At 71.5% G+C, this 11,479-nt stretch carries 12 protein-coding genes; 5 read left to right on the top strand and 7 right to left on the bottom strand.

The genetic code is table 11. The annotated features are described in order from the left end of the window. Position 1: 1 nt before the first annotated feature. The 3 genes from IF28_RS0124105 to IF28_RS0124095 form a co-directional block, all read right to left on the bottom strand. Positions 2 to 343, bottom strand: a complete 342-nt coding sequence (locus IF28_RS0124105; RefSeq protein WP_030224024.1) for a hypothetical protein — start codon at positions 341 to 343, stop codon at positions 2 to 4. A 32-nt stretch (positions 344 to 375) separates the two neighbouring features. Further along, entirely contained in the window at positions 376 to 1,095 is a 720-nt protein-coding gene (locus tag IF28_RS0124100) for an alpha/beta fold hydrolase (protein WP_030224023.1), read from the bottom strand. A gap of 61 nt (positions 1,096 to 1,156) precedes the next feature. Further along, positions 1,157 to 2,107 carry an alpha/beta hydrolase gene (locus tag IF28_RS0124095; RefSeq protein WP_030224021.1) on the bottom strand — a complete coding sequence of 317 codons (951 nt, stop codon included), beginning with the start codon at positions 2,105 to 2,107 and terminating at the stop codon, positions 1,157 to 1,159. Between the two features lie 200 nt (positions 2,108 to 2,307). Here IF28_RS0124095 and IF28_RS0124090 point away from each other — a divergent pair, with 200 nt between their 5' ends. Continuing rightward, positions 2,308 to 2,757 carry a hypothetical protein gene (locus tag IF28_RS0124090; RefSeq protein WP_030224019.1) on the top strand — a complete coding sequence of 150 codons (450 nt, stop codon included), beginning with the start codon at positions 2,308 to 2,310 and terminating at the stop codon, positions 2,755 to 2,757. A 56-nt stretch (positions 2,758 to 2,813) separates the two neighbouring features. Here IF28_RS0124090 and IF28_RS0124085 read toward each other — a convergent pair whose 3' ends face one another. From IF28_RS0124085 to IF28_RS0124075, 3 genes are all read right to left on the bottom strand, one after another. Next, positions 2,814 to 3,035, bottom strand: coding sequence for a hypothetical protein (locus IF28_RS0124085; protein WP_030224016.1), 222 nt, complete (start codon positions 3,033 to 3,035; stop codon positions 2,814 to 2,816). Between the two features lie 12 nt (positions 3,036 to 3,047). Next, positions 3,048 to 3,476, bottom strand: a complete 429-nt coding sequence (locus tag IF28_RS0124080) for a DUF2809 domain-containing protein (protein ID WP_051713859.1) — start codon at positions 3,474 to 3,476, stop codon at positions 3,048 to 3,050. Positions 3,477 to 3,691: 215 nt separating this feature from the next. After that, positions 3,692 to 5,569, bottom strand: a complete 1,878-nt coding sequence (locus tag IF28_RS0124075) for a right-handed parallel beta-helix repeat-containing protein (protein ID WP_030224012.1) — start codon at positions 5,567 to 5,569, stop codon at positions 3,692 to 3,694. A gap of 303 nt (positions 5,570 to 5,872) precedes the next feature. On the opposite strand from IF28_RS0124075, the gene IF28_RS38030 reads away from it, so the two are divergent. Beyond that, entirely contained in the window at positions 5,873 to 7,021 is a 1,149-nt protein-coding gene (locus tag IF28_RS38030) for a GntR family transcriptional regulator (RefSeq protein ID WP_051713858.1), read from the top strand. A 245-nt stretch (positions 7,022 to 7,266) separates the two neighbouring features. Here IF28_RS38030 and IF28_RS0124065 read toward each other — a convergent pair whose 3' ends face one another. Then, positions 7,267 to 8,070 (bottom strand): IclR family transcriptional regulator, encoded by an 804-nt coding sequence (locus tag IF28_RS0124065; RefSeq protein WP_030224009.1) that lies wholly within the window; start codon positions 8,068 to 8,070, stop codon positions 7,267 to 7,269. Between the two features lie 141 nt (positions 8,071 to 8,211). Between IF28_RS0124065 and IF28_RS0124060 the strand changes: the two genes are divergently transcribed. From IF28_RS0124060 to IF28_RS0124050, 3 genes are all read left to right on the top strand, one after another. Then, positions 8,212 to 9,063 (top strand): fumarylacetoacetate hydrolase family protein, encoded by an 852-nt coding sequence (locus tag IF28_RS0124060; RefSeq protein WP_030224008.1) that lies wholly within the window; start codon positions 8,212 to 8,214, stop codon positions 9,061 to 9,063. 213 nt (positions 9,064 to 9,276) lie between these two features. Further along, the gene (locus tag IF28_RS0124055; RefSeq protein WP_051713857.1) at positions 9,277 to 10,470 is read left to right on the top strand and encodes a mandelate racemase/muconate lactonizing enzyme family protein; all 1,194 of its coding nucleotides are present in this window, start codon (positions 9,277 to 9,279) and stop codon (positions 10,468 to 10,470) included. Next, positions 10,467 to 11,477 (top strand): hydroxyacid dehydrogenase, encoded by a 1,011-nt coding sequence (locus tag IF28_RS0124050; protein WP_030224004.1) that lies wholly within the window; start codon positions 10,467 to 10,469, stop codon positions 11,475 to 11,477. The genes IF28_RS0124055 and IF28_RS0124050 overlap by 4 nt, the downstream gene beginning before the upstream one ends. Positions 11,478 to 11,479: the final 2 nt, after the last annotated feature.

Below are 11,479 nucleotides of genomic sequence, written 5' to 3'. Positions count from 1 at the left end.
TTCAGGCCACGATGCCCACCGCCACGACCGCGCACACGGCCATGGCGACGGTGATCAGCGTCATGGCCGTGAGCGTGCCGCGCAGCCAGCGTCCGAACCGGACGCGGTGGTGTTCCTCGGCCGTGCTGATGGTTTCGGCGATGTGCTGGGTCACCATGCGGGCCACATGACGCTGTTCGTCGAGATACCAGCGCTCTATGTCGCCGCACTGCTCACGGGTCAGCCCGTCCGCCCGTGAGGTGAACGCGGCGACCCGCCGCCGGGCGGCGCCGAGATGCGCCTCCCGGTAGAGGTAGGCCTCGAGGTCGGCCAGGCCGCGAGCGGCTTGCTTGTCCGGGTCCATGGAGTCCCTCCGGGGTGACGGCGTTCCGGTCCTCAGGCGGCGGCCCGCGCGGCCTCGTCGATCAGGCGCGCCACGTCGCCGGGGTGCGAGACGCTCACCGCGTGGGAGGCGGTGACGCTCACGACCTTGGCCCGCGCGCGTTCGGCCATGAAGGTCTGCGTCTGCGGCGGGATGTTCCGGTCCTCGGTGGCCACGAGGACCCACGAGGGGATGTCCAGCCACGCCGGGGCGGCGGCGCTCTCGGCCAGCGCGGCGTCGGTCACGGGCCGCTGCGTCGCGGCCATGACCTCCGCGGTCCTCTCGGGGACGTCGGCGGCGAACTGCTGGTGGAACGTGCCCTGTTCGATGTAGAGGTCCGTGACCTGGCTGCCGTCCGGCAGCGTGACCGGTACCGGGCGCAGCGCCTCCCCGAGGGTGCTGCCGGGGAACTTGGCCGCCAGGGTGAGGGCGCTCTCGCCCTCGTCGGGGATGAAGGCGGCGACGTAGACGAGGGCCTTGACGTTGGCGAGTCCCTTCGCCGCGTTGCTGATGACGGCGCCGCCATAGGAGTGTCCGGCGAGGACGACCGGTCCGTCGACGGAGGCGACGAGCTGCCTGACGTACTCGGCGTCGGTGGACAGTCCGCGCAGCGGGTTGCTCGCGGCCACGACCCGGTGGCCGTGCGACTGAAGGGCGTCGACGACGCCGTTCCAGCTGGAGGAGTCCGCGAAGGCGCCGTGGACGAGGACGATGGTGGGCTGCTGTGCACTCATGGGAGTGGCCTTCCTGGTGTTGTCGGGTGGTGACGGGTGCCGACCGGTGGTGACGGGTCGGTCAGCCGGTTCGCAGGGCTGTGCGCAGGACGTGGACGGCCTGCTCGATCGCCGCGGTCGAGGCCTGGGTGCCGCGGACCGGGTTCAGCATCATGAAGTCGTGCAGCGTGGCGTTGTAGCGGATGCTCGTGGTCGGCACACCGGCCTCGAGGAGCTTGCGGGCGTAGGCCTCGCCCTCGTCGCGCAGTACGTCGTTCTCGTCGACGACGACGAACGCCGGCGGCAGACCCCTCAGGTCGTCCGGCGTCGCGCGCAGCGGGGAGACGGTGATCCGGGCGCGCTCGGCAGGGTCGGTGGTGTAGGCGTCCCAGAACCACTCCATGGCCTTCGCCGTGAGGTGGGGGCCGTCGGCGAAGGTGCGGTAGCTCCCGGTGTCCTGGGCCGCGTCGGTGACGGGGTAGTACAGCGACTGGTGCAGGAAGGTCACGTCGCCGCGCTGCTTGGCCAGATGGGTGAGGGCGGCGGCCATGTTGCCGCCGACGGAGTCGCCCGCGACGACGAGCCGGGAGGCGTCGAGGTCCTCTTCGGCGCCGTGGACGGTGATCCACCGCGCGGTGGCGTACGCCTGCTCCAGCGCGACGGGGTACTTCGCCTCCGGGGAGCGGTCGTACTCGACGAAGACGAGGGCGGCCTTCGCGCCGACGGCCAGTTCACGCACCAGCCGGTCGTGGGTGCCGGCGTTGCCGAGGATCCAGCCGCCGCCGTGCACGTAGAGGATCACGGGCAGGACACCGGTACTCCCGGCGGGCCTGACGACCCGCACCCGTACGTCGCCCGCCCCGGCGGGGACGGTGAGCCATTTCTCGTCCACGTCGGGCTTCTCGACGGGCTGCGCCTGCACGTCGTCGAGCAGCTTGCGGGCGCCTTCGACGCCGCGCTCGTACAGGAGCGGCGGCTCGGCGGCGGCGTCGGCGAACGCGCGGGCGGCGGGTTCCAGAATGCTGTCACTCAATGTGTACTCCTTCAGCGCGGTGGTTCCGAAAGGCTGTGCACTCACTGAGACCGGACCGGGGCCCCGGCTGTGACACACCCGGCGAAAACCCCCACGTGACGTGGACCCGGCATTCGCCGCCGAACACGGCACAACCATTCGCGCGGGCCGCGGGTCACACCAGTCAGGAGCAACCGCTCCAAGAGCCGCAAGGGGGAAATATGAGACTCAGCCGTTCCGTCCTGGCCGCCTCCGCCATGGCCGCCCTGTCGTTGGGGGCCACCACCGCCCTGGCGTCGCCGGCCTCGGCCGCACCCAACACCACACCGCAGAAGGTCTGCGGGAGCGCCTACAAGACCGTGAACTCGGCGGCCGTCGGCTCCCTCGGCACCGTCTACCTGACGTACAACGCCGCCAACGGGGAGAACTGCGTCGCGACCATCCGCACCAACCCCGGCACCAGGCTTGACATGTCCGCGTGGATCTATGTCACCGACACCGACGAGAACGCCCAGGACGCGGGCCGCTTCACGTCGTACGCGGGACCGGTCTACGTCTACGGCAAGGGCCACTGCGTGGACTGGGGCGGCAGCATCAACAACGTGTACGTCCAGGTGTACGGCTCCAACTGCGGGTCCCTGAAGGAACACCGGGTCACCTTCACCCGCTGACCCCGTCCCCTGGCGGGGCCGCAGTGCCTCGCCAGGGCCGGCCGGGCCCCCTTCGCTCAGGTGCGGGTCTTCCATGTGTCCGGGCCGCCGCCTCGCCATTCCACCTGCTCGGAGCGGCGCAGCCAGTCGTCGTCGGCGTCGTCCAGGCCCGCCAGGCGCAGGAACTCCACGACGTCCAGTGGTCCGTACGCCATGCCCAGGAACCGCTCGCCCGCGCGGACGCGCCGGCCGCCGTCCTCGCCGGGTGGGTAGATCACGATCGACCGGTCGTTCGCCATGGCACCAGCGTGCTATGCGCGGCGTCCGCCCGCATGCCGGGCGGAGGCGGCCATGACGAGCCCGCCGGCGATCGCGCCGATCACGTACCAGAACAGGTCGGGTGCGTTGAAGGTGGACCCGAGGATCAGGCGGGCCGCGGTGCTGTGCCGGGAGAGGTCCGCCGCCAGGCCGCTGAGTTGCAGGAACTCGACGCCCCAGCTGACGGCCAGCGCGACACCGGCGGCCTTGAGGGGCGTCGCCCTCGGTGCCGCCAGGACGACCAGGCTGAGGATCAGCAGGGTGTAGAGGGCGTCACCTCCGTATTTCGCCACGTCCCCCGTCGTCACGGCCCGCAGGCCCAGCCCCGCGCCGACGGTCACGAGCGCGGCCACGGCCGCCGTGGCACGGGTCCGTGCCGCAGTGGTGTCCGAGCGAGGGCGGGGTGCCGGGGGGAGAGCCATGGTCGTCATGATCCCGCAGCGGAGATCGGGAGGACACGCGGGTACCGCCGCTGTCGGCATGAGCCGGATGCGAGCGTCGTCGTCGCGGCGCACGACCCTCGGCCGCCGCGGGATCCGGCCGACCGGCCGCGGCCGCTGGGTGCGCGCCTCTTCCCGAACAGCCGGTCGTCGCGGCGCCGTTCGGCGCCGCGACGACCGGCCGGGTCAGTCACCCGTCACTGGGTGTCGCCCTCCGGCAGGGGGTACGGGAAGCCGGCGGTGACGCCGATCCTGTCGTACTCCATACGGGACTTGTCGTAGCCGTCCTCCCAGTTGGCGTTCTCCACGGTGTTGCACTGGTAGCTCTGGTACGACTGGTCGGTGGTCTTACCGACCTCGATGTCCTCGAAGGCGAAGCCGCAGCCGCCGGCGTCCATGTGGATGCCGCGCGTGCCGCTGTCCGGCATCGACGCGTCGGGGATGACGTCGCCGATGACGACCTGGCGCACACGGTTGTCGACCGTGTGCGGTTCGACGTTGCTGACGCCGTAGGTGTAGAAGGCGCCCATGTCGCCGCTGTCCAGGCCGGCTTCGTCGATGCGCAGATACTCGAAGGTGTTGTCGCGGGCGTAGTTGTCGTCGGGGGCTACCTCGGGGCGGACCTCGAGGCTGACGCCGTAGCGGGCGCTGTGCTTGATGTGGCTGTGACTGACCGTGTTGTGGCCGGTGTTCATCAGCTCGATGCCGGAGGCGTCACCGGGGACCAGCTCACCGTAGTGGGTGATGTAGTTGTTGGTCAGCAGATGGCCGTTGGAGGTGTTGCCCTCACCCGGGTAGGGACCCTCGACCTTGATGCCGTCGCCGCCGATGTTCTCCAGCAGGCTGTCGCGGACGGTCAGCCCGTCGTTGGCGAACAGGGCGTAGACGGCGTGGTAGCCGGTGTCCGACATGTGCAGCCGGGAGAGGGTGACGTCCTCGCTGTTGGTGACCGTGACGGCGCCGAAGCGGTTGCGGGGCATCTCGATCTGGCGGTCGTACTCCGGGTACTTGTGCCGGTCGCCCGAGTCGCCGTCGCTGATCCAGCCCGAGCGGTACCAGTCGACGAAGTCGCTGTACTGCAGGGCGAGTCCGTCGAGGGTGATGTCCTCGACGCGCCGGTCGGGGCCGGCCCCGGCCAGGTTGAACAGCGTCTTCACCGTGGGACGCAGCACGGTGACGTCGTCGATGTCACCCTTCGGCTTATAGTACAGCTGTCCCTTCTCGAAGTCCATGTAGTACTCGCCGGCCTGGTCCAGGAAGTCCAGGGAGTTCTGCAGGAAGTAGCGTGAGCCGCCGCGGGAGTTGATGAGCGCGTAGCGGGTCCAGTGCTTGAGCGTCATCTGGTTCTTCGCCGCGTTCCAGTCCCGGATCGGGACGGTGTCGGTGAACCAGCTCCAGCTTCCGCCGGACCAGATCACCACCTGGGCGTTGTCGAGGTTCCAGTCCGCGTCCCACTCACCGGGGTTGGAGTAGAGCCACTGGTGGACGGCCTCCTTCTCCGGTTCGGAGAGTACGGAGGTCAGGTACGGGGACCAGGTGTCGTCGGAGCCTCGGTTGGGATAGCGGGCGGTGGTGGCGCGCTTCCCGTCCTCGAACAGGGTGTAGAAGGGCTGGTCGGTGCCGACGTCGGCGCGGTAGATGCCGTCCTTGTACTCGGTCCAGCCGGTGACGGGCTCGGCGCCGGTCACGCGGGCCTTGCCCGGGCCGTCGTAGGAGCGGTAGACGACCCGGTGTCCGCCGCTGCCGGAGTCGCGGTCGTCGAGGTCGACGGTGCGGCTCAGGGGGTAGTCGCCGGCGCGCAGGTTGACGTGGATGTCGCAGCGCATCCGGCCGGGGCGGTTGAGGCCCTTGTCGCGGATGTGGTCCCGGGCCTTCTCGACGGTCCTGAAGGGGCGGCTCCTGGTGCCCTTGGCCCCGTCGCTGCCGTCGGGGGCCACGAAGAGTTCGGTCGCCTTGCAGTGGGCCGCGTCCGCCTTCGCGTCCGGGACGTCCAGCGCCGTCCCGCCGACCAGCAGGGCGCCGGCCGCGAGGAGCAGCGGAAGTCTTGTTCTTCTTCGTACGGGGGTGAAGGGCATGGGGCCTCCTTGCCGCGGACGGGTGTGTTGTCGGGTCGGGCGTCTTCACGTGGCCGGAATTCCGGAACCGGCCGGTCGTCGTTCGCGACGACCGGCGCACCGGCCCACGCGCCCGGAGAGCTCACGCTCGATCCCGACGCCGTCGCACGCAGACTAGTGGGTCACTGATCGAGCAACGATAGTTAATAGGTTCGCCCCGAAGGGCCGTCAATACGCGGACGTGAACGATAAATTGCTGTCAGCGGGGCGGCCTCCCGAGGCCGTCCGAGTCAGAAGTCCCTACGTCCCTGGAAGGGCGGCGGTATGACCGTTCCCGATCCGCCGGTGTTTCCCCGGCTCAGCGAGGAGGACCGGGCGGCCCTGGTCGCCCTCTCCGAGCGGCCTCCGGGGGCGCTCCGGACGCGCAGCCGTGTCGTCCTGGCGTGTGCCGAGGGGCTGGACAACGCGGAGATCGCCCTGCAGTTGCGGCTCAGTCCCGCCACGGTCGCCAAGTGGCGGGAGCGGTTCCTGGGCGGGGGTGTGGCGGGGCTGCGGGACGCCCCGCGTTCCGGGCGGCCGCGGAGCACCGACCGGCGCCAGGCGGAGGCGCACATCGCGGGCGTACTCGAACAGGCCGGGGGCGGATCGCCGGTGCCGTCCACCCGCGCCCTGGCGGAGACGCTGGACCTGTCGCAGTCCACGGTCGCCCGGATCTGGCGGGAGCAGCAGGCGAGGCTGCCCGGGCCGCGGGCCCCGCGCCCGCCCCAAAACCGTCCGGAGGCGGAGCGGGAGAAGGGCGAGCCCCCCATGGCGCGTGTCCCGCGTCAGCTGCTCTCCGACCATGTCTACGCCCAGTTGCGCGGCTGGATCGTGAGCGGCCGGCTCGAACCGGGGCAGCGGCTCGTGGAGTCGGACATCGCCCGCCGGTTCGGCACCAGTCAGGCGCCGCCGCGCGAGGCCATCAAGCGGCTGGCGCACGAGGGTCTGGTCGTCTCACAGCCGCACCGGGGCACGTACGTCGCGCGGATCTCCGAGCGGCAGGCGCAGGACGTGCGGGACATCCGGGTCATGTTCGAGGAGTACGCGGCCCGCCGGGTGACGGGCGCTCTGGACGCCGAGCACGACCGGCTGCTGGCCGACGACGTCGAGCGGCTGCGCGGGGCGGCGGCCCAGGGTGACATCGGGGCGTTCCGGGACGCCGACATGTCCTTCCACCGCCATGTCTGCGAGGCCACCGGCAACGCGGCGCTGATCAGGCTGTGGCGCATGATCGAGTCCAGCCTGTGGGAGCTGCACGTGCTGGGCGATCCGCGCTATGTGGGCGGCTGGACGGCGATGGCCGAACACCACGCCGAACTGCTGGACGTCCTGCGCTCGGGCGACCCCGAGGCGGCGGGCCCGATGTTCGCCGACCACGCGGCGGGCGAGGTGCTCCGGTACCTGCCGGAGGCCGGTACACCGGCCGCCCCTTGAGACGGGCGCACGGCCGAACGCCACCGAGGAAGCCCTCCGCCCCGCCGCCCGACGGCGGCCCGGCCCGGCGGCCGGACCCTGCGCCGGCGCACGCGGTCACGCGTCACCGAGGCACTCTTCACACCCGCCGCCCCTGCCGTCGGACGGCGGCCCGGCGCACGGGCCGGACTCCGACCCGACCGCGCACGGTCCGTACGCCGGCGCCGAACCGGCCGCCGGCCGGACCCGGAGTCCCGCATCCGCCGTCACGCGTCGCCGGGAAGCCGTTCGCGCCCGCCGTCCATGCGGCGGACGACGGTGCCGATCAGTTCGACGACCGCGGCCACCCGGCCGGGCGTCGCCTGGGACTTGAGCAGGGACGAGCTCACGGCGAAGGGGCGGCCGTCCGTCGCCGTTTCGGGGACGGAGACCGCGACGCACACGATGCCCTCGGCGGTCTCCTGGTCGTCGACCGCGTAACCGTCCGCGCGAGCCGTGCGCAGTTCGGCGAGCAGAGTGTCGAGGGTGGTGATCGACCAGGGCGTACGGGACTCGAACGGCACGCGGTCCGCGAGCAGTTCACGCACCTCGTCGTCGGTGCGGCCGGCCAGCATCACCTTGCCCAGCGCCGTACAGGTCACCGGCAGTCTCGCGCCCGTCCTGCTGGTCGGCCGCATCAGCACCGTGCCCTCGTGCACGGCGAGGTAGACCACGTCCGCGCCCTCCACGGTGGCCAGTTGGAGGGTCTCCTCCCGGTCGCCGAGGCGGCCCACCTGCTCCCTGAAGGCCCGCACCGGGTCCAGTGCGTCGAGGTAGGCCTGGGACAGCCGCAGCAGTCCGGGGCCGAGCACGAATCCGCCGTCCACGGCTCTGACCAGCTCGAGGTCGTGGAGCGCGGCGCAGATGTTGACGACGGAGGCGCGCGGGATGCCCCCCGCGGCGGCGGCGAGCCGAGCGGGCGTCATCGTCCGGCCGCGGGCCTGTGCCAGCGCCTCGAGTATGGCCCCCGCTCTGAGAACGGCCGGCGCCGGTGCGGCGCTGGCCCATACCGATCCGTCCCGAGTGCTCATGCCCTCCCCTTCACTGTCAACCAGTTGACAGATCGGCAGCATATTGACAACTGGCCGGACTGTACACCGATACTGTCCGCGGATATCACCTTGCACGCACATTCGTTCGATATTTCGGTCTCCCGCACAGGAAGGCGCATCATGCGACTCGTACGACTCGGAGAGCCCGGCCGGGAACGCCCCGCCGTCATCGACGACCAGGGCGTCACCCGCGACCTGACCCCGCTCACGCACGACATCGACGGCGCGTTCCTCGCGGCGGACGGCATCGCGCGGACCCGGCGGGCACTGACGGAGGGCGGCCTCCCCGTACTGGACGCCGAAGGGCTGCGCGTCGGCCCGCCGGTGGCGAAGCCCGGTGTGGTCGTCTGCGTCGGCCAGAACTACGCCGCACACGCCGCCGAGTCCGGCAGCGAGCCGCCCACCCGACCGGTGATCTTCTTCAAGCCGCCGAACACGGTGGTCGGCGCGTACGACGAGGTGCGGATCCCGCGCGGCTCGGTGAAGACCGACTGGGAGGTCGAGCTCGCCGTCGTCATCGGCAAGCGGGCCCAGTACCTGGACTCCCCCGAGCAGGCCCTCGGGCATGTCGCCGGCTACACCGTCTCGAACGACGTGTCCGAGCGGGACTTCCAGCTGGAGCACTCCGGCGGCCAGTGGTCGAAGGGCAAGTCCGCCGCGACCTTCAACCCCCTCGGCCCCCACCTGGTCCCCGCCGACGAGGTGCCCGACGTACAGAACCTCCGGCTGCGGTCGTTCGTCAACGGCGAGCCGCGGCAGGACTCCGGCACCGCGGACATGATCTTCTCCGTGGCGCAGCTCGTGTACGACCTGAGCCAGTACCTCGTCCTGGACCCCGGAGATGTGGTCAACACGGGCACCCCCGAGGGCGTGGCGCTCTCCGGACGCTTCCCGTACCTGAAGGCCGGCGACGTCATGGAGATCGACATCGAGGGCCTGGGACGCCAGCGCCAGACACTCGCCGCGGACTGACGCGGCCCGGCCCGAGAAGCCCCGGGAATCCCGGATCACGACCCCCTCAACTCATCACTTGTATGATACGTTACGACTGCGTTGAGGGGGCGTGACACGTCCCGCCCCGACAGCCGCCGCACCCGCGGTTCTCCCGTCACCACGCATGCACCGGCACGCTCCCCACCACTGCCGCATGCACGGGACGCGAACGAGCACACAGAGGGGGAGCAGATGAAGATCACCGGTTACCGGAGCCTCCGGACGGTGCACCAGTGGGGCCGCCCCGTGGGAGACGCCAACGGTGTGGTCACCGGCGGTGTCACCGAGGTTCCGGTGCTGCTGGTCGAGACCGACGGCGGTCTCACCGGGGTGGGGCTGGGCACCCACACCGACGCCGCGCGGATCTTTCCCGCCGTCGAGGGCCAGGATCCGCGGGCGGTCACCGCGCTCTACGACCGGATGCTGGCCCACACCTTCAAGAGCGGTCACTCCGGCTCGGTCTTCGGCACCATCGGCGCGTTCGACATGGCGCTGTGGGACCTCAAGGCGAAGATGGCGGGCGAACCGCTGTGGCGCACCCTCGGCGCCGCCGACCGCTTCGTGCCCGGCTACGCGTCGGGCCTCGACATCGCGCTCGGCGACGAGGAACTGGTCGCGCTCTACTCCGGCTGGGCCGGACGCGGCTTCACCGGCGCCAAGATCAAGGGCGGGCTCGACACGGACCGCGACATCGGGCGCCTGGAGGCGGTCGCCGACGTACTGCGCGGCAACACCCGCTCCCCCGCCCTGATGCTCGACGTCAACGAGACCTGGGGCAGGCACCAGGCGGTCCGGCTGCTCGCCCGGATCGAGAACCGGGTCGAACTCGCCTGGATCGAGGAGCCGGTACGGCGCTGGGACGTACGGGGCAACCGGGCCGTGGCCCGGGCCGGCCGCACCCCCGTGGCCACCGGCGAGAACCTCACGGGGCTCGAACAGTTCCGTCCCCTGCTGGCCGCCGACGCGCTGCAGGTGGTGCAGACGGCGGGCGTCTGGGGCATCACCCACTTCCTGCGGGTCGCCACGCTGGCCCACGGCCACGACCTGCCGGTCAGCCCCGTCGGCTACCACGCCAACCCGCTGGCCCACGCGGCCGCCGCCGTGCCCAACCATCTCGCCACCGAGGTGCAGGACACCGGGATGCCGGTGGGTATCACCGTGGACCAGGTACTCGCGGACGGCGGCATCGTCCTCGGCGACACCCCCGGTCTGGGCATCTCCGTCGACGAGCCGGCCTTCGCCGGACCCGACGCCGACGCCGGCTGGACCCGGCCCGACGGTCCGCACGTACGGCCCCGGAGCGCCGGCCTGCGCCTCACACCGGAAACCGGTGCCACCCACCGTCCTTCCCCCATCGGACGCACAGAGAGGGAGAGCACGCCGTGACGCGACCCCGTGCCGTCTTCGCCATGAACCCGCGGCTGACCGGCGCCCTCTTCGACGCCGACGCCCTGGACCGGCTCCGGCGTGCCACCGACATCGACACCGCACTGGTCGTCGCCGAACCGGACTCGCAGCGGTCACGCGAGGTGCTGGCCGGGGCGGAGATCCTCATCGCGGGCTGGGAGGCACCCGTCGTCCGCGCCGCCCGGCTCCCCCGGCTGCGGGCCGTGATCTACGCGGGCGGGGTCGCCGCCACCTGTCTGGAGGACCCGGCGGGCCTCGCCGCCCGCGGTGTGGTCGCGGCCAACGCCCGCGCCGCGAACTCCGGTCCCGTCGCCGAGTACACCCTGGCGATGATCCTGCTCGCCACCAAGCGGGTCATCCTCACCGAACGCGCCTACCGGGCATCACGGAAGGTCCCGGACCACTTCGCCCCGCAGCCGGACCACGGCAACTACCGGCAGACCGTGGGCATCGTCGGCGCCTCCACCGTGGGCCGCGCCGTCCTCGGCCTGCTGCGCCCCTTCGACCTCGACGTCCTCCTGTACGACCCCACCCTCACTCCGGAACAGGCCGGGGAGCTCGGTGCCCGCCCGGTCCCGCTCGACGAACTCATGGCCGTCAGCCGGGTGATCTCCCTGCACCAGCCGCTCACCCCGCAGACGCGCCACCAGATCGACGCACGCAGGCTCGCGTCGATGCGGGACGGCGCCACCCTCATCAACACCGCGCGGGGCGCCGTCGTCGACCAGGACGCCCTGATCGCGGAACTGCGTACGGGACGCATCGACGCCGTACTCGACGTCACGGACCCCGAACCGCCCGATCCCGGCAGCGAGTTGTGGACGCTGGACAACGTCGTGCTCACCCCGCACCTGGCCGGCTCCCTGGGCGGTGAACTGCGCCGCGTCGGCGACGCCGTCACCGACGAGGTGGAACGGTTCGTGTCGGGCCGTCCGTTCGCCCACCCGGAGGACCTCGCGGCCTCCGCGCGTACGAGGGTGCGGTGAGG

The organism is Streptomyces sp. NRRL WC-3626, assembly GCF_000718785.1.
In the GTDB taxonomy this organism is placed as follows: domain Bacteria; phylum Actinomycetota; class Actinomycetes; order Streptomycetales; family Streptomycetaceae; genus Streptomyces; species Streptomyces edwardsiae.
The sequence above is the reverse complement of the archived record's forward strand: the minus strand, read 5'-3'. Positions and strand labels throughout refer to the sequence as shown.